At 58.0% G+C, this 18,025-nt stretch carries 19 protein-coding genes, 1 tRNA gene, 1 pseudogene and 1 riboswitch; of the genes and pseudogenes, 9 read left to right on the top strand and 12 right to left on the bottom strand.

The genetic code is table 11. The annotated features are described in order from the left end of the window. Window positions 1–20 precede the first annotated feature (20 nt). Window positions 21–779, top strand: a complete 759-nt coding sequence (locus RE432_RS16375; RefSeq protein WP_310934590.1) for an IclR family transcriptional regulator — start codon at window positions 21–23, stop codon at window positions 777–779. Window positions 780–849: 70 nt separating this feature from the next. Here the strand turns inward: RE432_RS16375 and RE432_RS16370 are convergent, their stop codons facing one another. From RE432_RS16370 to RE432_RS16360, 3 genes are all read right to left on the bottom strand, one after another. Continuing rightward, on the bottom strand, window positions 850–1,848 hold the full coding sequence (locus tag RE432_RS16370) for a tripartite tricarboxylate transporter substrate binding protein (RefSeq protein WP_310934589.1): 999 nt from the start codon (window positions 1,846–1,848) through the stop codon (window positions 850–852). 31 nt (window positions 1,849–1,879) lie between these two features. Continuing rightward, complete coding sequence (locus tag RE432_RS16365; RefSeq protein WP_310934588.1) at window positions 1,880–3,151, bottom strand: RidA family protein; 1,272 nt, start codon at window positions 3,149–3,151, stop codon at window positions 1,880–1,882. Window positions 3,152–3,460: 309 nt separating this feature from the next. Continuing rightward, complete coding sequence (locus RE432_RS16360) at window positions 3,461–4,075, bottom strand: glutathione S-transferase N-terminal domain-containing protein (protein ID WP_310934587.1); 615 nt, start codon at window positions 4,073–4,075, stop codon at window positions 3,461–3,463. Between the two features lie 273 nt (window positions 4,076–4,348). Between RE432_RS16360 and purB the strand changes: the two genes are divergently transcribed. Together purB and RE432_RS16350 are read left to right on the top strand one after the other, a co-directional pair. Then, window positions 4,349–5,725 carry an adenylosuccinate lyase gene (gene purB / locus RE432_RS16355; RefSeq protein WP_310934586.1) on the top strand — a complete coding sequence of 459 codons (1,377 nt, stop codon included), beginning with the start codon at window positions 4,349–4,351 and terminating at the stop codon, window positions 5,723–5,725. A gap of 136 nt (window positions 5,726–5,861) precedes the next feature. Then, window positions 5,862–5,937, top strand: a tRNA-Lys gene (locus RE432_RS16350). 87 nt (window positions 5,938–6,024) lie between these two features. Here the strand turns inward: RE432_RS16350 and RE432_RS16345 are convergent. Then, on the bottom strand, window positions 6,025–6,465 hold the full coding sequence (locus RE432_RS16345; RefSeq protein WP_310934585.1) for a tyrosine-type recombinase/integrase: 441 nt from the start codon (window positions 6,463–6,465) through the stop codon (window positions 6,025–6,027). Between the two features lie 237 nt (window positions 6,466–6,702). Between RE432_RS16345 and RE432_RS16340 the strand changes: the two genes are divergently transcribed. Next, a complete protein-coding gene (locus RE432_RS16340) occupies window positions 6,703–7,260 on the top strand; it encodes a hypothetical protein (protein ID WP_310934584.1) in 558 nt (185 codons plus the stop codon). Between the two features lie 355 nt (window positions 7,261–7,615). On the opposite strand, the pseudogene rdgC reads toward RE432_RS16340, so the two are convergent. Beyond that, window positions 7,616–7,906 (bottom strand): annotated as a pseudogene (rdgC, locus tag RE432_RS16335) (recombination-associated protein RdgC); the annotation flags it as partial. A gap of 26 nt (window positions 7,907–7,932) precedes the next feature. Here rdgC and RE432_RS16330 point away from each other — a divergent pair. Then, complete coding sequence (locus tag RE432_RS16330) at window positions 7,933–8,163, top strand: hypothetical protein (protein ID WP_310934583.1); 231 nt, start codon at window positions 7,933–7,935, stop codon at window positions 8,161–8,163. A gap of 1,628 nt (window positions 8,164–9,791) precedes the next feature. Here the strand turns inward: RE432_RS16330 and RE432_RS16325 are convergent. The 3 genes from RE432_RS16325 to RE432_RS16315 form a co-directional block, all read right to left on the bottom strand. Beyond that, window positions 9,792–10,106, bottom strand: coding sequence for a putative quinol monooxygenase (locus RE432_RS16325; protein WP_310934582.1), 315 nt, complete (start codon window positions 10,104–10,106; stop codon window positions 9,792–9,794). 249 nt (window positions 10,107–10,355) lie between these two features. After that, on the bottom strand, window positions 10,356–10,838 hold the full coding sequence (locus tag RE432_RS16320; RefSeq protein ID WP_310934581.1) for a hypothetical protein: 483 nt from the start codon (window positions 10,836–10,838) through the stop codon (window positions 10,356–10,358). Window positions 10,839–10,855: 17 nt separating this feature from the next. Then, window positions 10,856–10,987 carry a hypothetical protein gene (locus RE432_RS16315; protein ID WP_310934580.1) on the bottom strand — a complete coding sequence of 44 codons (132 nt, stop codon included), beginning with the start codon at window positions 10,985–10,987 and terminating at the stop codon, window positions 10,856–10,858. Between the two features lie 262 nt (window positions 10,988–11,249). On the opposite strand from RE432_RS16315, the gene RE432_RS16310 reads away from it, so the two are divergent. Further along, on the top strand, window positions 11,250–12,215 hold the full coding sequence (locus RE432_RS16310; RefSeq protein WP_310934579.1) for a tripartite tricarboxylate transporter substrate binding protein: 966 nt from the start codon (window positions 11,250–11,252) through the stop codon (window positions 12,213–12,215). A gap of 79 nt (window positions 12,216–12,294) precedes the next feature. Here the strand turns inward: RE432_RS16310 and RE432_RS16305 are convergent, their stop codons facing one another. Beyond that, window positions 12,295–12,567, bottom strand: coding sequence for a hypothetical protein (locus RE432_RS16305; protein ID WP_310934578.1), 273 nt, complete (start codon window positions 12,565–12,567; stop codon window positions 12,295–12,297). Between the two features lie 364 nt (window positions 12,568–12,931). Here RE432_RS16305 and RE432_RS16295 point away from each other — a divergent pair, with 364 nt between their 5' ends. After that, entirely contained in the window at window positions 12,932–14,149 is a 1,218-nt protein-coding gene (locus RE432_RS16295; protein WP_310934575.1) for a glycosyltransferase, read from the top strand. Here RE432_RS16295 and RE432_RS16290 read toward each other — a convergent pair. Further along, a complete protein-coding gene (locus tag RE432_RS16290; RefSeq protein ID WP_310934574.1) occupies window positions 14,146–14,331 on the bottom strand; it encodes a hypothetical protein in 186 nt (61 codons plus the stop codon). The two genes, RE432_RS16295 and RE432_RS16290, sit on opposite strands and share 4 nt — an antisense overlap. A 185-nt stretch (window positions 14,332–14,516) precedes the next feature. Here RE432_RS16290 and RE432_RS16285 point away from each other — a divergent pair, with 185 nt between their 5' ends. After that, on the top strand, window positions 14,517–14,852 hold the full coding sequence (locus RE432_RS16285) for a tetratricopeptide repeat protein (protein ID WP_310934573.1): 336 nt from the start codon (window positions 14,517–14,519) through the stop codon (window positions 14,850–14,852). Window positions 14,853–14,868: 16 nt separating this feature from the next. On the opposite strand, the gene mntP is transcribed toward RE432_RS16285, so the two are convergent. Then, window positions 14,869–15,432: a manganese efflux pump MntP gene (mntP, locus tag RE432_RS16280; protein WP_310934571.1), complete on the bottom strand. Its 564-nt coding sequence runs from the start codon at window positions 15,430–15,432 to the stop codon at window positions 14,869–14,871. A 7-nt stretch (window positions 15,433–15,439) separates the two neighbouring features. Continuing rightward, window positions 15,440–15,608, bottom strand: a riboswitch (yybP-ykoY riboswitch). A gap of 123 nt (window positions 15,609–15,731) precedes the next feature. Between mntP and RE432_RS16275 the strand changes: the two genes are divergently transcribed. Beyond that, window positions 15,732–16,052: a hypothetical protein gene (locus RE432_RS16275; protein WP_310934570.1), complete on the top strand. Its 321-nt coding sequence runs from the start codon at window positions 15,732–15,734 to the stop codon at window positions 16,050–16,052. Window positions 16,053–16,352: 300 nt separating this feature from the next. Here RE432_RS16275 and RE432_RS16270 read toward each other — a convergent pair whose 3' ends face one another. After that, a complete protein-coding gene (locus tag RE432_RS16270; protein WP_310934568.1) occupies window positions 16,353–17,789 on the bottom strand; it encodes a diguanylate cyclase in 1,437 nt (478 codons plus the stop codon). Window positions 17,790–18,025 lie beyond the last annotated feature (236 nt).

Genomic DNA, 18,025 nt, shown 5'->3' with positions numbered 1-18,025 from the left:
GGCCCGCCGGACGGGCAGCCGTGCCGGGCACCCAGGCCATCCGCCGCCTGGTCGATGTGCTCAAGGTGTTGGCCGAATACCAGGAGTCCGGCCTGCGATTTGTCGAGGTGGCCGAACTGTGCGGCTTGCAGCAGCCTACGACCCATCGGATGCTGAAAGCCTTGCAGGCGGAACAGATGGTAGAGCGCGACGCCGATACCCGGCGCTACCGCCTGGGCCCCCTGGCGTTTGAACTGGGCATCGCGGCCGCGCCGCAGTTCAATTTGCTGGAAATGAGCGCGCCGTCTTTGCGCAGGCTGGCCGAGGCCAGCGGCGACACTGCGTTCCTGTTCATTCGCCGGGGTAACGATGCCGTCTGCATTGATCGCGTGCTGGGGCATTATTCCATCCAGACGCCGGTGGTCACGGTAGGCAGCAGGCAGCCGTTGGGTGTCAATGCCGGGGGGCTCGCCATGCTGCTGGCCCTGTCTTCGTCCGAGATCGACACGATTCTGGCCGCGGTGGCTACGCGGCTCGGCGTATACGGCAATTGCGACGAGGCCGACATCCGCCGGCTGGTCGCGCGCAGCCGGGAATTGGGCTACGCCAGCATCGGCGAAATGGCCGTGCCCGGCGTTACCGCCATGGGCCTGGCCGTGGTCACGCAGTTCGGCTCGCCTGCGGCGGCCCTGACCGTGGCCGCGACAACCAGCCGCATGACGCCGCAACGGCAGGCAGAGCTTTTGCCTGTATTGCGCACCGAGGTCGACCGGCTCGCCGGCTTGCTGTACCGGCGCTAGCCTGCCGTCGGCGTGGGCGAACCGGCCGAAAAGTGCATGAACGCTTTCCGGCCGGTTCAAGCACCGTGTCTCATTCCAGCGTAATACCCGAACTCTTCACCACGCCTTTCCATAATTCGGCTTCATCGCCGATCTTCTGGGCAAACTGATCGGAAGTGCTTCCGCCGGCTTGGGCTCCCTGATTCGTCAACGCTTGTTTCACCTCGGCTAATTCCAAGACGGCGTTCACTTCTTTATTCAGCTTTTCGATAATGGCTGGCGGCGTGCCTTGCGGGGCCAGAATGCCCGTCCAGAGGCTGATGTCGTAATCGGCGATGCCCGCCTCCGTCATGCCAGGCAGCTCGGGTAGCAGGGGGCTGCGGTCCTTGGTGGAGACCGCCAACAGCTTGATGCGGTCACTGTCCCGATGCGGCAAAACGGCAGACAGTGTGGGCATGGCAGCGTGCAGCGTACCTCCCATCAGGTCGGTCACCACGGCGGCGCTGCCCTTATAGGGCACATGGTTCATGTTGATGCCGGACTTCGACAAAAACAGAGCCATGGCAAGATGAGTGGACGAGCCCACGCCAGCCGACCCATAGTTGGCGGTATCTGGATGGCTCCTTGCATATTCGAGCAGCTGGGGCATGGTATCGGCGTTAATAGATGGACTTGTCGCGACGACCAACGGCACAGTGGCCACCTGGCTTACTGGGGAGAAATCCTTGAGTGCATCGTACGAGACTTTAGGGTTGACGGCTGGATATTGCACGATCTCCGAACTGGAGCCCAATAGCAAGGTATAGCCGTCGGGCGTCGCGCGAGCCACTTGAGCGGCGCCGATACTGCCCCCGGCGCCAGCGCGGTTTTCTACGACGACCGACTGGCCCAGTCGAGGCGCCAGGTGCTGCGCCAGAATCCGCCCGACCACGTCGGAACCGCCTCCAGGCCCGAATGGCACGATAAGTCGTATGGCCTGGTCGGGCCAGGACTCGCTCTGGCTGGCCGCACTGGCGGGTGTCGCCGGAAGTGCTCCCAGGACCAATGCGAGGCCGGCAATTTTAAGATTAAGAGGGGGGCTGAATTTCATTGTCTTCTCCTTGTTGGTGTGGGGGTCTGATTCACGGGGCATAAACCCAGATTTCAGCTTGTACAACGGCGTTGTCCACGGGCAGGCGGGGCGCTTGCATGCCTGCGATAGGTAAGGCGATGCCCGGCAGCGCGCGCTGCCAGGCGCGGCAAGCGGGCAGGAAATCACGCATATCGGTATGTATTTGGCTGATCCTGACGACATGGCGCAAGCTTGTGCCGTGGGCTTCGCACAAAGCCGCGAACAACTCGATCAACCAGGCGGCCTGCTCTTCCACCAAGCTAGTGCGATGACCGGACTGCCGGGATTGGGCGGCGCCGACCGCTTGGCCGTTCTGAACCGCTACCGCTCCGGAGAAGGCCAGAAAATCGCCGATGCGAACTGCCGCAGGGTAGCCGGGGCCATAAGCTCCCAGGCAATCGGCCGGCGGTGGCAGGCCCATCGTTGGCTCGCCTTCATGGGCGATCAGATTGATTTCTATGCGTGCATCGGTAATGGCGAAGCCGGGGTTGGCCGTGGGAATAATGGTTGTCGCGGGTGGGCAACCTTCGAAGGCATTGACCCATACTTGATTCATGGCGGGCAAATCGTCCAAGTCCGACAAGCCAATCGTCGCCTTCTTTACATGACGCAGCGACAGCCCTGCGGCAGCGAGCGCGGGAATGAGCTTATTTCGAATCAGATATTCAGTTTCCAACTGGATGCGATTGCCTTTCCATAAGTGCCCTTCGGGCACTTTGGCCGAATCCGCGATGCCATCGAGATCGCCCGGCCCATGCGCGGCCATGAAACCGGCCACGAACACCCATCCTCCCACTTTTGCGACGGGTGCGAAGGCTGATGTGGCAGGGATATCCAGCTTGTCGGGATATAGCGTTTCAATGGGACCGGCCTGGTTAGTGGCGGCGATAAGATCCATGGACATGGACGCGTCAGGTTGCGCCAGCCCGGTCGCCAACAGGGAGGTGCTGGGCGCGCTTACCGGGCAGTGCTGCCTGCGTAACTGATGAAAAAATGGAACCGCTCTCCAGTCAGGGAAAAACTGATCGGCACGCACGATACGGTCGACTCCGGAATCGCCGCTATCCAGTAACGCCGCCGCTTGGCGCCATAGGGACGTTGCTTCTTCCGTCGCGCGGGTAGTGCCCAGCAGTGTGCTGTCTGTATCCAGGGCGGATAAGTCGGGAAGGAGCCCGTTCAAGAAGATGAGGTTCCCAGCGCTTGCACCTTTGGCGAACTCTAGAGGATCCCGCCCTACGGCATAACGACCGAGCGGCTCTGGTGCGCGGAGAGGTTGATTCATGCTTGTCTCCAGTTGTATTGCTTGGCAGTTGCAATTCAATTAAATCCATATAATGGATATTTGTCTAAGATGAGTGTGGAAGCCAGACACCGTATTATTTTTATTATTCAACGGTGCTAAGACTGGATTACAGGGATAGAGAAAGCTCAGGTCAATACATGCTTATAAAATATCCACATATTGGATATTGTCCCTATCGTGACAAATCTAGTGAATCGCAGTGGCAAAACGCTTCGGTGGGCTGCTGTGGGACGGCAATAGACGAAAAAAAACCGGGCAGGCCCGGTTTTTTTATTGCATTGGCTGTTGTCAGCCTTGGGGAGGCAAGGTGGCTATAAACGAAGGCCGCGCCTGCAGCTTTTCGTCAAGCCGCTGCAGGTTTGCGTACTTGCTGCGCCAGTTAAGTTCGGGAAAGCGCAAATCAAGATAGCCCAGCGCGCAGCCTACGGCCACATCGGCCAGGCTGAAATTGACGCCCATGCAGAAGGGTTGGTCGTCCAGGCTTTTGTCCATGGAGTCCAGGGCGGCGGCAATCTTCTTGTGCTGGCGGTCGATCCAGTCCTGACTGCGCAGCTCTGCGGCGCGTCGGTTCACTTCGATATTGATCGCCACGGCGGCGTCGAGCACGCCATCAGCAATGGCTTCCCAGCATTTGGTGGCGGCGCGGTCGCGCCCTGGCTGGGGAATCAGGCGGCCGACGGGCGACAGGGTGTCCAGATACTCAACGATCACTCGGGAGTCGAACAGGCTGCCGTTATCATCCATCAGCAGACAGGGCACTTTCCCCAAGGGGTTGTGCGCTTGTATGCTTGTGCTTGCGGCCCACACATCTTCGACTACGAACTCATATTCGAGTTTCTTTTCAGCCATCACGACGCGTACTTTGCGAACGTAAGGACTCGTGAGCGAACCAATAAGTTTCATGGCAAATTCAGGAAGTTGCAGGCCAAAAAAGTATAGCAGGATAGCCGGTCTTATTCGCCGTCAGAGGTAGACAAAACCGCTTCTTCCGCCGATAACAGAGGAATGTGTCGTTTATATGCTTATTTCGCCGAACCGGGTGTGACTTTTTGTCTAAATTCGGGTAATGGGCGCCTAATTACAAGAATGCCTTGCGTGGGGCGGCCGGCTTGCGTCCAGGGCCGAATGGCCTGCGGATGGTAGAATTCCGGGTGATTTTTCTTCATGTGAGCAGTCATGCAAATAGCCCCCCAACTTAGCCATTTGAACGCCTTGTCGCCCCTGGACGGCCGTTACGCCGCAAAAGGCCAGCCGCTACGCGAAACACTGTCGGAAGCGGCCTTCATGGCGCACCGGGTCGAAGTCGAGGTCGCCTGGTTGCTGGGCTTGTCGGACGCCGGCCTGGCCGAGCTTCCCGCGTTCACGGCCGATGCAAAGGCCGCCCTTAAAGCCTTGGTTGCCGATTTCTCTGAAAGCGATGCCGCACGCATCAAGGAGATTGAAAAAACCACCAACCACGACGTCAAGGCCGTTGAATACTGGCTCAAAGAGCGTGTGGCGGGCAATGCCGAGCTGGCCGCCGCCGCCGAGTTCATCCACTTTGCCTGCACTTCTGAAGACATCAACAACACGTCGCATGCGCTGATGCTGACGCGCGCGCGCGCCCAGTTTATTGTTCCGCGCCTGACCGAGCTGTGCGACCATCTGAAGACCCTGGCCCGCCAGTTTGCCGACCAGCCCCTGCTGTCGCGCACGCATGGCCAGCCCGCCAGCCCCACGACGCTGGGCAAGGAATTTGCCAACGTGGCGGCGCGCCTGGACCGCGCCATTGCCGCCATCCAGGCCGTGGAGCCCCTGGCCAAGATGAACGGCGCGACGGGCAACTACAACGCCCATTTGTCGGCCTACCCCGAAATAGACTGGCCCGCTTTCAGTGCGGGCGTGCTGTCCAGCCTGGGCCTGACGCAAAACCCTTATTCCATACAGATCGAGCCGCATGACTGGATGGCGGCGCTGTTCGACGCCGTCGCGCGCGCCAATACCATTTTGCTCGATCTGAACCGCGATATATGGGGATACATCTCGCTGGGCTACTTCAAGCAGCGGCTCAAGGAAGGCGAGGTGGGCTCGTCGACGATGCCGCACAAGGTCAACCCCATCGATTTCGAAAACTCCGAAGGCAATCTGGGGCTGGCCAATGCCTTGCTGCGCCACCTGTCCGAGAAACTACCCATCTCGCGCTGGCAACGCGACCTGACCGACTCGACCGTGCTGCGCAACCTGGGCGTGGCATTCGGCTATTGCGCCGTGTCCTACGATGCTTGCCTGCGCGGCCTGCATAAGCTCGAGCTCAATGCCGCCGCCATCGACGAAGACATCGATTCATGCTGGGAAGTGCTGGCCGAGCCCGTACAAACCGTGATGCGCCGCTACGGTTTGCCCCAGCCCTACGAACAACTGAAAGCGCTGACGCGGGGCAGGGGCATCAACCGCGAAGGCCTGACTGAATTCATCAGCGGGCTGGACCTGCCTGCCGAGCCCAAGGCGCGCCTGCTGGCCATGACGCCGCGCAGCTATATTGGCCTTGCGGCTGAACTGGCAAAAAAAATCTGATCTGCCCTGTGCCCAGTGCCCGGCGGCCGCAGCCGCTGCGCACCTGTGGTTTTCTGTAGTTCTATTTCAGATTTTCTGTATGTTTTTCTTGTCGAATGCAAGGTTTTCGCGTTAGAATCTTTTTCTTTGCAGCGATGGGCTGTTAGCTCAGTTGGTAGAGCAGCGGACTCTTAATCCGTAGGTCGACAGTTCGAGCCTGTCACAGCCCACCAGTAAAATCAAGCACTTAGGCCACTTCTTCGGGGTTGGCCTTTTTGTTTTATGTGCCGCGATATGAGACGCTGTCGCATATCCAGCAGTTACCACGCACCGATTTTTAGGCTGTTTGGGGCAACTAATTCCCGCCACCTGCTCTTGACGTAGATTTCTGTCGTGGCTTTATCCTTGTGGCCACACAATGCCTGGATCCGCTCGATGGGCTCGTCAGACAGCCACATATCGGTCGCGCCTTTGCCTTTCAGATCCCGGAACCCAAATGGAAGCAAGGTGGGCAACTTCTTTTTTGCCTTGGCCTGGGCCCTGCGCAACATCGCGTCGATTCCAGTGTGCGTATATGGCTCCCCCTTGCGCGTGTGAACGATGGGGCGCCGCAGCACCGGGATGTCGCCAATCGCCAAGTCGACAAGATTCAACAGTTGCCCGGATAGATCGATTTCCAGAACGCACCCGGTTTTATTTTGCTCGATGCGCAATACCTTGCCGGCACCCTTGTTGCGCACGATGGCCGGTGTCCAGTCCAAATATCGCTTTCAGGGCGCTGTAGTGTCCGATATGTCAGCTCCATCATGAGCCGCACCTGCTTGGGTGCGACGTCATATCCAGACAGGCGCAAAACCATGCTGCCCGGTAGTGTGGCGCTTGCTTTCGATGAAATGACTGTAGCGTTCGATAGGCACAATTCAACCCCAGGGCTTATTGGATCCCGGGCTCCGTGGTGGATGAAAAGGTATGATTCCCTCTGATAAGAGGAGGGAGCTATGGAGAAACTAGATAGGTTGGTGTTGCTTGCTGTCGGCCTAGTTGGCGGGTGGTTAATCGCCACTTTCCCTGGCTGGGTTGATGCATGGGGCAAAGAGCATTGGTGGAATATAGCTACCGCCTTTGGAACCGTCGGGGCCGCAGTGGGTGCCGTACTGATAGCTCTCTTTAATCATTTGAGCGAGAAGAGGAAAGAGCTGGCTGGCGCTCGGCGTTATGCAAAGTCAGTAGTCGATGTGCTGCTTGCGGCCCACGTTGAGCTTACAAGAGTCAAAGCGCAAATCCAGGCGTTTACACCGAATTCTTGTTTCAGGAATGGAGAATCGACAATCGTGGAGCAACTTACTGGCGTGCTTAACTCTATTAAGTCGATTGATATAGAGCGAGTTGGTGTGGTCTACCCGGAGATAGCCAATACTCTGTCGTCTTCAAAAATGTTTTTGGTGCAAGCCGTTGCCATCGCCGATAGACTGCCGGGGACTGCGCAGGCATGCGTGATAAATGTAGATAGCGCACGAGGTAATTTGTCATATAGCTGGAACGTCATGCTTCAATGATTTGGCAGAGTCAGATTGTAAGAACTGCTCATGGTGGTGGGGAAAATGTATGATTGCGGCTATCTCAAACGGAGATGGTTATGCCACACAAAGTAATAAATGGATTCCATATCTGGGCTACCGCAGAGCAGCACGGTGTAAACGGGTCGCCGCGAGCGTCCGTACATACGAGGCCGGTTGATGGGTCGCGTGAAGCACAGATTTTTCCGCTAGAAACTGCGGTCTCATTTCATACGCTTGAGCAGGCTATGAGGGCGTCTCAACATGTGGTGAGCATCGTGGATCGCATCAGCGATGATGGAGTTCCGTCGCCTTTGGTCTTTAAGACCGATTAGCCTACAGAAGCGGGATGTTGTTATGGCACCTTCTCGCCGCCCAGTGCTTCTACCAGGCCAGCGAGTAGCTGCGCGAGATCACCCGTCATGAGCGTGAAATCGGATTCGAACTGTTCGTCTTCGTTCTGAGCAGTGCCGTCCCGGCCTTCCTTCAGAACGTCCAGTGCGGAAATATTCAGGCCGTCATCCAGCACAAAGGAAACGCGATCATTCCATGTGAGTGCCAGCCGGGTGCACTGCTTGCAGGCCTGGACGTGCTTGCGAATATCCTCGACCTCGATGCTCTGCCGGACGTAGCGAACCTTCAGGCGTCTGTGTGTAGGCCTCTCGCGCCGCCATGGTCGCAGCGTTCGCTACGGTGCTGGCCATACGCCAGTCTGGCAAGGCGGCTGGCAAACAAGCAGCCCAGGCCGCCCAGGTAAAGGTTGATATCAAAGGATGGAGGATGCCCGTGAAGCTCGTGCTGAAATTGACTCGCTGGACGATGATGCTGTCCGTGATCGCGCTCGCCAGCGGATGCGGCACCGTGCCTGGTAATTACTGCGCCGTAGCCCAGAAACCCTTGTGAGTGGCAGTCGGATGCTGAGATCGATACCACTTGCGCGCCGGCTTGTGAGATACGTAGAAGAAGGGGAGTCACTTTACTGCCGGCAGTGTCCTCAGGCTAGGGCTTGCCACTGAGTTGAGTGCGGGTAATTACAATATGTAATAATCGTAAGGACATCAACTCACTTTGTCATGCGATGGATCCGATTGCTCCGCTTAATGTACTGTCAGCCATGATTGTGCTGCAAATCTTCCTCGCATTTACCATGCTATTGGGGGTTGCCACTGATCGTTCGCCATGCAGCAGTGCTCAATCACCAGGAGTTTATATTCTTCTGTTCGTCTCATTTATGATTTGTTTGATTGGCATCGCTTTCACCGAAGACTTCTACGAGGTTTGGCGCCCAATGTTGCGCGATCTATATGTGCCTACTTTGCCGATACAAGGCGGCATGAAACTGGTGTACTTATGCAATTATGTGACTGTTGGACTCATAATGCGGGGTACTGGAGGTAGAAATAGCCCCTTAATGCCTATACTGTTTCTGCTGCCAACCACATCAATATTTTTGCGCGAACACTTCGCATTGACCTTGGCGTATGGCACAACTAGTGGCATATATTATCTTTGGTTGTCGTTCGTAACTGAGGGATCTTTCCCTCGATTTATGGGCCCTAAGGCGCCTCTCCTTCCTTCCGCAAGAAATGGGGATGACAACAATTTTACTGCGCACAGGATAGTCGCACTTTTGTGTCTTGTTGTGACCCTATTGATTGGGTATATAACGAGGCCTGAGCCATTCATGTAACTCCCTTTGCGTGGGATCAGGCCTCGATGTTTTGAGTTGGCTGTTCCAGCCCCGCCCGGTCAGCTTCGGGTAGCGTCCAGTACATCTCTGGTGGTATATGCGGGAAGGGACATTCTGGTAGATCGTCGTTGGTATACGTGTTGACCTCGTTCATATTGGCTCGCTCGCTACATAGAGGAAGGGGAGGCGCAATATTGTTGGCAGCGGCCGAAATCGGAAGCGCGTCGGTGATGAATGTGAAGGGCAGAGCTTTCTTAGATCCAACCCGGATAAGTCATCAAGACTTTAATTGATTTTTTAGCTGCTGGAGCATCAGTGCGCCCGGACGGATCCTATGCGTTTTAGGTAGGGACGTAGTTACATAAAATGAAGGCCTTTGCCATATCCACCAATACCAGGGTAACTCATTCCATGGTGTTGAGTTCGCCTTGATTGGAAAGGCGGCTGTTATCTCTTCCCCATGGTCTGGGCGAACCGACAAGCTTGTTGACTTCCCAGAGTCTAGTTGAAGCTGCGAGATGTAGGCAGGTCGTTTACGACCAAATCTTAGCCTTAAATGTACGCCAGAGATGGTGACGGGCAGGATGCCTGAATTAACGATGCTGAGGCCCAGAGAGTATTCGGTACGAGATGAAGGGCTTTGTCCTATTGAAATATCTATGTTGAGTACGGTGGTAGTTTTGCAATCCAAATAGCGGTAACGGCAGCGCCGACCGTGCCAATGGCAGCGAACACCACTGTTTCTACATTTCTCGTGTGTATATACTCACGTACTCAATCCCTGTCCTGTTGAATGAATGGCTTAATATTAATTATTAATACCTACAACTTGTTTGCTCTGTCATAAATCTATTGGCCTGCTCGAATCCGACTCGAACAGGTCCATCAGCAGGAATGTCCCTTTCTCCCTCTGGTGCGCATTGATCAGCGGGACCAGCCGAGTGAAGTGTTCCGTTGCGCAGTGGGCATCCAGCGCTGCTCGATCCGGCCACGCTTCGATGAATACGAAATGGCCGGGGTCTTTTTGGTCAACGAACAGATCGTACGAGATGCAGAGCGGTTCCTGCTTGGTCTTTTCGACGAGCTCGCGATATAAGGGAATGACCGCGTCAAGCCTGTCGGGTTTGATGAAGTCCTGAGCGATTACTTTGAGCATGATGTTGCCTCTATGTCATGAAATTAATTTTTCTGGATGAAGTCATCGCTCCACGCGCACCTCAAACCATGTCTCCGCCTCACCCATCTCACGTAGCCCATCGCTCCTGGCTAACAGGGCGGCAGCCATCCATCGCTGGGCCAGCACAATGTCTTCCAGCGACATTTCCGTTTCCGCCGTGTCCCCGGCCGTCTGCCAGGCGCTGTGCGCACCGGCGGTGGCGCATTGGCCTGACTGCTATGCGTCAGATCAGGCTGGGCGGGCGAAACCGCTAGCAATCCAGTCCGTTGCGCTCTGGTGATTTAGCTTGAAGCCAGGCAGCACGCGAACCCGTGCAAGTTCTTCGCCGAAGCCATCGTGGGCGCTCAGCTCGGCATAGGGTTCGTATTCGTCAGGAACGATATCCAGAGCAATACGCAGCCGGCCGGACACCGAGTCGATGGTCAAGTTCTTGTGCAAAAGCGCATGAAGCTGTTGCTCGTGCCTGCGCAGCACTTCGGATGCCGTCTTGACCAGCGTGATGAAAGCCGCTGAATCCAGGGGTTTGGGGTTCTTCTTGTCGCGCCCCATGGTCCAGGGGCCGACCAGGGCCGGCTCGTCCTCTCCGTCCTGAATCATTTCGACGGCCCAACCGTCGTCATCCTCGTTCTTGATGACGCGGGCGGTCCAGCCGTCATCACGCCACAGGCGGGCCTCATGGATGCGGGTGGTCGGCTCGGTGTCGTCGGACATTGCCGGGGAAAACTCACTCACTGCGATGCGGTCGATGGCGCAACAGTCGTCGCTTCACCCGAAACCGGCGTGACTGGGTCTTTTTGACCGAGCTTGTAGATTCCAAACCCGATGGCAATGGCCAGCAGGATGCGTAGTGGTTGGCTCAATTTAACAATTCCTTGCTCAGCTAATTGTTGTCGCTTGGTGGGTCATATTCTACGTTGCAGCAGGGTTGGATATTACCCGCTAAATTTTCTTGTGCTCGGTGGCGGCCTGACGCTCATGCCAAAGCAGCAGCGTTATGTCGAAAGGTGCCCCGTCGGTCTAAGCAAGCGGGCGCGATTGACACGTTGAAACGGCAGGAACACAATCTTCTGACATTAACGACAACTAAAAGGCCTGTTTTCATCAGGCTTTCAGGAGGATAGCATGTTGGTACGGCGAAGTTGGATTGCGGCGGGCTTACTGTGTGTGGCGGCAACGGCGGGTGCCAGCACCTATCCGGAACGGACCATTACCATCGTAAGTCCTTTCCCTCCGGGCGGAGCGACCGACGTCATTGCACGGATAGTCGGGAAGGCAATGGGCGCTGATTTGGGCCAATCCATCGTCGTGGTCAACCGGCCGGGTGCGGGCACCACCATAGGCGCCGCCTACGCTGCGGGGCAGCAGGCGGATGGCTATACTTTATTGCTGGCGACAAACACGACCATCGTGGGCGCGCGGTTCTTGTATAAAGAATTGAAGTACGACCCTGATAGTTTCGAGCCTATTGGCGTCCTGGGTACGGCGCCCATGGTGCTGTTGTCCGCCAAAGCCCGAGGGTTCAAGGACACGGAAGCGGCCGTTGCCTACGCTGGGCAGCATGGCGAAGATGCGCGCATCGCCTCGCAAGGCCCGGGCACGCTGTCCCATCTACTGGCGGAATGTTTGCAGCAAGAGGCAAAAATCAAGATGACGCATGTGCCTTATAAGGGGACGGCAGAAGCCTTGCCTCCTTTGATGAATGGCGATGTGGATCTTTTTTATGACACGCCAGGCACGGGATTGCAGCAGGCAGACGCTGGCGCGGTCGGTGTTCTGCACAGTACTGGCCCGGATCGCCTGGCTTCGCATCCCGATATTCCGACTGTAGCTGAGGCAGGGATGAAAGCGTGTGAAATGCAGGCGTGGTGGACGCTGGTTGCGCCGGCAGGCACTCCGCCGGCGGCCATGGCTCGTTTGCAGGAAGCGCTGCAGGTGGCGTTAAAGGACGATAACGTGCGTAAGACGATACAGACTGCGGGTACGGAGCCCTCCGACGGGAAAGCGGAGGGCTATCGGGCCATGGTGCGTGCCGACGTGCAGAAGACCGGTGCGTTGATTGAACGCGCGGGTATTGTCTTGCAGCAGTGACCTTAGGGAAAGCCCATCGTCGCCAGAAGGGGCCATGCGCCCCAATGTTGTAATCTGGGGCGCAGCCGGACGGCAAGCGCTACTGGGCCGCAGCGGGCTGAGCCCGCATGAGCGATTCGCCGGCCAGCACAGTCCGTCGCGCCTCTTCATGCTTGTCGTGCAGGGCCAGATACTTTTCCTGCGAGCCGTCACAGCGGTCGGCTGTTCCGCTGAATGATTCTTCAAGATAACTCTGATACCAGAGCGACTCCTTGACCGTCATGCCCACAAATACTTCGTTGTCGTCCTGGTCTGTCGACAGGGCCCGGATTTCCGATAGATACGCCCGTGCTCCGGGCTGAAATTCCAACATATGACTCCTTAGATAAGCCTTCATTGTAGCCACTGCCCTGAACCCAAGACAAAAGCCGGCGGTCAGGGCCATGCTATAAAACGGTTAACACATCTCGGTAGGGCCAGGGAATATGTTGATTAAAACGTCGAGCCGTTGCGGCATGGCGCTCTTTTTTGCTGCGTTGGTATCCGGGTGCTCTTCGGTCGCTCCGGCGTCTTCGGAGCGTCCCAATGCGTGCACCTGGAACCGCAGCAGTTGCATGTATGAAGGCAAGTATGAGCCAGGGGAAGAAGCCTACGCCGAACAAGAAGCCAAGCGGCTGAACAGGGCTGCGGTCAGCAAGCTGCGCCGCAGCGCCAAGTAAGCGCATCCCCGGATCTGAATGAAGCTATTGGCCGTGACTTATGGCACCGAAGGGGACACCCGGCCCCTGGCCGTGTTGTGCCGTGCGCTGAAAGAGGCAGGCCACGACGTCATGCTGTTGGCGGGCGGGCAAACGCTTGACAGCGCGGCTGCGTCGGGAGTGCGTACCGCTGCCCTGAAAGGAAACATCCGGGACCAGCTCGAGTCGTTGGTGTCTGGCGGAAAAGGCGTAGGGGCGACGGCAGCGGGCTTGGCGCGCATGGCGAACGCCCATACAGAAGACTGGATGCGGCAGCTTGCCGAACACGCCAGGGACTGCGACGCATTGCTGGTATCGGGTTTGGCCGCGTTCGCGGGCTTGTCCGTGGCCGAGCATTTCAATATTCGTGCGATCGGCGCGGGGCTGATACCGATCTCTCCAACCCGGGCATTTCCGTCGCCATTTCTACCCGCCGCCCGGATTCCCCAGGCGTTCAACCGCTTGAGCCATCATATGGTCAACGGCTTGGTGTGGCGCGCATTTCGCAAGGCAACCAATCAGGCCAGACGCCGCGTGCTTGCTTTGCCCTCGCGCCGCCGTCTGTGGAGCGACCATCCTATGCTGTATGGTGTTTCTCCCTGCTTGCTGCCGCAGCCGCGGGACTGGCCCGCGCATACGCGGCTCTGTGGTCAATGGACCGGTCCGTTGCGGCCTTGGACGCCTCCCTCGGGCCTGCAGGATTTTCTGGATGCCGGCGAGGCGCCCATATACATCGGTTTTGGCAGTATGGTCGGATTTGACCGGGAGACGGTGCTGCGGACGATGCTGGATGCAGCGGCCGGCCGTCGCGTCTTGCTTTATCCGGGCTGGGCGGGCCTGCCCGATGGTGTCTTGCCCGACAATGTATATGTGCTGGGCGACACGCCCCACGATTGGCTGTTCCCCCGGACGTCGCTGGTCATTCACCATGGCGGCAGCGGCACGGCCCATTCGGCATGCCGGGCCGGGGTGCCTTCGGTTGTCGTGCCGTTTGCCGGTGACCAGGCCTTCTGGGCCCATCAGCTCCGGCGTCTGGGTGTGGCCGCTACCCCGTTGAAGGCAAAGGGTCTAAGCCAGGCCGGGCTTGAAAGCGCAATCGCATTCGCACAGCGCGCGGAAACCAGGCAGCGTGCCCAAGCGTTGGGCCGTCAAATGGCCAAGGATGCCGGCACGGCCACTGCGGTCGCGGAAATTGAGGCGATTGCGCGGCTGGGCTAGTCCGGCCGCCGGGCGCCGCCGCCACGATTGCGTTGGCTGGTTTGATCCTGGCTCGTTCCGATCTGGCTGGTATGGCCATCCTTTTTGCTGCGGTTCTGCTGATCGCCATGGCTCTGCTGGTCCTCGCGCTTGGTATCGTCGTCCTGCAGGTCTTCTTTGGCTGTGGTTTTATCGTTTTCCATGAATTATTCCTTTGCTCAATGTGTTCGGTGCGTGCAGGACGCAGCAAGATATGTGCCCGCGGGGGATGGGGTGTCCATGCGTGGGCGCCGCTTTCCCCCAACGGTGATAGCATGGGCAAGAAGGCTGGCCGGTATGCAACTCGGGGCAGCCCATTCCAAGGAGCGTTCATGAAACAGGGTGGATTGTGACCAAGAATGAAATGGGTGCGTCCCCATTGATCCAGCGTCTGGAAGCCATGCTTGCGGCAGGCAACGATAATCTGCTGTTGCGCTTCGGCCTGGGCAAAGCCTATGCCGAGGCGGAACAGTTCGAGCAGGCCATCCTTCACTTCGAGCAGGCCATCTTGCTGGACGGCGCACATTCGAGCTCATGGCTTGGCTTGGGGCGTGCCCAGTATGAACTGGGCAGGCGGGAGGAAGCGCAAAAAAACCTGGATAAAGCCGTTCAGGTGGCGACCCAGAAAGGGGATAAGCAGACCGTGAAAATGGCCCAGGTGTTTTTGCGGCGGCTACAGGGATAACGATGGCGCATGGGCATTACATCACCGTGTGTTCATAAAGGATGGCCGCGCCGATGCCCATCAGCGCCAGTCCGCCAAGGATTTCAGCCCATTTTCCCGCTACGATGCCGATGACCCGGCCGACCATGACGCCGAGGGTGACCATGAGCAGGGTGGCCAGGCCGATGGCCGCCGCCGTGATCAAGATATTGTTGTCGATGAATGCCAGGCTTACGCCCACCGCCATGGCATCGATGCTGGTGGCAAAGCCCGTCGCGGCGAGCAGCCAGAAGGAATGGCGGGCGACGGTGGGCGCTTCGGTTTTTTCTTTTTTCAGGCCGTTGCGTATCATCATTGCACCCAGGAGAAGGAGCAGGCCGAAAGCGATCCAGTGATCCCAGTCGGAGACGAACTCGGCCGCGATGGAGCCCAGCGCCCAACCCACCAGCGGTGTCACGGTTTCAATGACGCCGAAAATAAGGCCTGTTCGCAGCGCTTCCGATATGCGGGGCTTGCGAAGCGCAATGCCTTTACCCACGGCCGCGGCAAACGCGTCGGTGGACATGGCCAGTGCAAGGACCATCGTAGACGTGAAGTTCATATGAGGTGATTCCAGCCGGGCGACACATGGACACGCGCATGTGCCCGGCGGTCCATGCTGGTGTCTATGGTCTCGCCATGCCGTCTGGCCGCTTGCGCCATGGCTTGAAAAGCCAAGAATGTTGACGCAAGCCTTTCGCGCGCGGCGAAAGCAGGCTACTCCCCAAAGAGATGGCGCATTGTACCCCAAACAATCAGGCCTCGATGGCGGTCATGGTTTTCCTGGATGCGGGCGTATTGCCTGGGCAAGGATGAGGCGCTTATGATCTGTTGAGCGCCGTCGTGGTGCACGGAGATGTCATGAAAATTCTAAAGACGGAAAAGTTGGCGGAAGGACAAGCGGGCGCTCTGCGCGCCAGGATTCCCGGGGCGACGGAGGTACTGATCGACGAACGCGGGAAGCTGAGCGCCCGGGTAACGGCTTACGTGCCCGATGGGCAGGGCGCCTATGTTCAACACCAGGTTGTCTTGAGCGACGGCGAAATTGAACGCTTGCTTGCCTGCCTGGCGAATCCAAAGAATGAAGAGGTCTCCGGGGTGGTCGGCAAGTTCATGGGAGAAAACCTGCGAAACCTGCTTCGGCTCAGCGCGTTGGGCGCGGGAACGGCCCTCGCCGATTGAAGAAAAGGGGGCCGCCCCCGATGCGATGGTTTTTATCCGCTACTTTGTCGTAGAATAAGGGTAATTACCTAGGGGGTGCGAAATGAACCAATTGTTTGTTCCTCTTTTAGTTGTGACCGCCGCCACGTTGGGCGCAGGCGTTGTCTTCCTGCTTATTCTGATGGCGGCCGCCGGCACGCAGCCGGCGCAGCGCCGGGCCTGGAAAGCGTGGTTGCACCGCTTGTTCTGCCGGGTATCTTTTGATTGCTTCGGCCGTGGGGGTCCCGGCGTCGGGCAGTCCTGAAAGCACCGCCTGGGCGATTACATCAGCCGGGTTTGATTGCGGCCGCCGCGCTTCGCCGCATACAGCGCCTTGTCCGCCAGCAGCAGCATGGCTTCCATGTCGTTGCTGGCCGGATTCCTGAGTGTGCCGCCAATGCTCAGCGTCACGGAAACGACCTGCTGGTCATCCAGCGGGACCATTGCGCCCGCGATCGTACGCTGGATTCTTCGTGTGACTTCTTCCAGCAAGTCTTGCGTGCACTCCGGAATGAATACAGAAAATTCCTCGCCGCCGACCCTGCCACAGGGGTCTGTGTCACGCAGGCATTGCTGCAGCCGTTGTGCCACCATGCGCAGCATCCGGTCGCCGACGGCATGTCCATACGTGTCGTTGATATTCTTGAAGTGATCGATATCGATCATCAGCATGGCGGCGGGCTTCTTCTGGCTGGCCAACTGCACGAGCTGTTCGCCGACGCGTTGATGAAAGGTTCTGCGATTGAGCAGGCCGGTCAGGGGATCATGCTCGGCTAAATGGCGCAGTTCAGTCAGGCTGTTGTTGCGCGCCGCCATGACGCTTGCCACGGCGATGGGCGCCAGTGCGATCGATGCCACGCCAAGACGCAGTGACAGCAATACCGTTGGGTCGTGCAGCTCGAGGGCGAGCGGTACGATGCCGGCTGCCACGGCAACGATGCTCCACAGGCTGAAGGCAAGCGTCAACAGCGCGGTGGCGAACAGGCTGTAGGACAAGGCACAGGCCAGCAGCGCCATCACGGGGAAGGCCAGCGCGCCCGGACCGCCGATCAGCACGCTTGCCAGGAAAGACGTAAGCAGGCAAAGCAGCGGAACCATATTGGGCGTGGCCGCCTCTGGCGCGCGGGCACGGCGTTCCCGCCGCATCCAACTGCTGATGGCGGGCGCCGTCAGCATGGCAGGCAGTACGACAATATAGGAAACAAGTTCAGAGACCATCCAGTCGGCAAAAGCCCGGCCAAAAGCCGTGCCGAACAAATGCGATGACAGGCTTCCTCCGACCACGCCCGCCACGAGCGATGCCGCGGTGACGATCAGCACCAGCCTGGGCAGCGAGCCGGGGGAGGTCAACTGGCGATCGCTTGCCAACGTGCGGGAAAACAAGAACAGGGCGGCGGCCACGCTGATGAGGTTGGGCAGGTTCAACAGAGTTGCCGTCAGCCAGGAATTGCCCATGATGAGGTCGGCCAGGATGTAGCCTGCTGCGGCGGCGGCCCAGCCAGACGGGGTCGCCATGCTCGGTGAGCGCAAAAACAGGCCGAGCAATATCGCATTGGTCGGCCAGAATGCAGCCAGCAGGCCCGAAGGACGCGAATAGATACCGATGACGGACGAAGCCAGCACCACGCCCAGCACCAGCATCCAGTAAGGGGTGCTGGCGGCTCTGACGGGGGTGTGCTCTGGGGCCGAACCAGAAGTTTCTGTCTGGTCATGTGTCATGTTTGCATCGATCGCTGCTTGAGTTGAAATGGATTCTACCGGCGATCCCGAAATATGCAGCTGAAACTTGCAAAACTTTGACACTTGTTTTCATTCAAGGGTGTCCGAAGCCCGTAGACCCGCTTGAAACCCTCTTCTTGATGGGTATCAAGGCCCGGCGCCGCGCGCTATGATACGTTTATAGATTGACATTGGTAAGTTCACGCAGCACCTGTGCTGCACGCATTACCCGGACA

It is taken from the genome of Pusillimonas sp. SM2304 (assembly GCF_031628915.1).
Taxonomy (GTDB): domain Bacteria; phylum Pseudomonadota; class Gammaproteobacteria; order Burkholderiales; family Burkholderiaceae_B; genus Pusillimonas_C.
Note: the sequence above shows the minus strand (reverse complement) of the source record. Positions and strands in the feature narration are given on the sequence as shown.

What these genes read in the sequence shown, in the direction of transcription:
- RE432_RS16370 (WP_310934589.1), bottom strand. Translation starts at nt 1,848, where the DNA reads ATGAAATTCAGCCCCCCTCTTAATCTTAAAATTGCCGGCCTCGCATTG.
- RE432_RS16365 (WP_310934588.1), bottom strand. Translation starts at nt 3,151, where the DNA reads ATGAATCAACCTCTCCGCGCACCAGAGCCGCTCGGTCGTTATGCCGTA.
- RE432_RS16360 (WP_310934587.1), bottom strand. Translation starts at nt 4,075, where the DNA reads ATGAAACTTATTGGTTCGCTCACGAGTCCTTACGTTCGCAAAGTACGC.
- purB (WP_310934586.1), top strand. Translation starts at nt 4,349, where the DNA reads ATGCAAATAGCCCCCCAACTTAGCCATTTGAACGCCTTGTCGCCCCTG.
- RE432_RS16340 (WP_310934584.1), top strand. Translation starts at nt 6,703, where the DNA reads ATGGAGAAACTAGATAGGTTGGTGTTGCTTGCTGTCGGCCTAGTTGGC.
- RE432_RS16330 (WP_310934583.1), top strand. Translation starts at nt 7,933, where the DNA reads ATGGTCGCAGCGTTCGCTACGGTGCTGGCCATACGCCAGTCTGGCAAG.
- RE432_RS16325 (WP_310934582.1), bottom strand. Translation starts at nt 10,106, where the DNA reads ATGCTCAAAGTAATCGCTCAGGACTTCATCAAACCCGACAGGCTTGAC.
- RE432_RS16320 (WP_310934581.1), bottom strand. Translation starts at nt 10,838, where the DNA reads ATGTCCGACGACACCGAGCCGACCACCCGCATCCATGAGGCCCGCCTG.
- RE432_RS16310 (WP_310934579.1), top strand. Translation starts at nt 11,250, where the DNA reads ATGTTGGTACGGCGAAGTTGGATTGCGGCGGGCTTACTGTGTGTGGCG.
- RE432_RS16305 (WP_310934578.1), bottom strand. Translation starts at nt 12,567, where the DNA reads ATGTTGGAATTTCAGCCCGGAGCACGGGCGTATCTATCGGAAATCCGG.
- RE432_RS16295 (WP_310934575.1), top strand. Translation starts at nt 12,932, where the DNA reads ATGAAGCTATTGGCCGTGACTTATGGCACCGAAGGGGACACCCGGCCC.
- RE432_RS16290 (WP_310934574.1), bottom strand. Translation starts at nt 14,331, where the DNA reads ATGGAAAACGATAAAACCACAGCCAAAGAAGACCTGCAGGACGACGAT.
- mntP (WP_310934571.1), bottom strand. Translation starts at nt 15,432, where the DNA reads ATGAACTTCACGTCTACGATGGTCCTTGCACTGGCCATGTCCACCGAC.
- RE432_RS16275 (WP_310934570.1), top strand. Translation starts at nt 15,732, where the DNA reads ATGAAAATTCTAAAGACGGAAAAGTTGGCGGAAGGACAAGCGGGCGCT.
- RE432_RS16270 (WP_310934568.1), bottom strand. Translation starts at nt 17,789, where the DNA reads ATGACACATGACCAGACAGAAACTTCTGGTTCGGCCCCAGAGCACACC.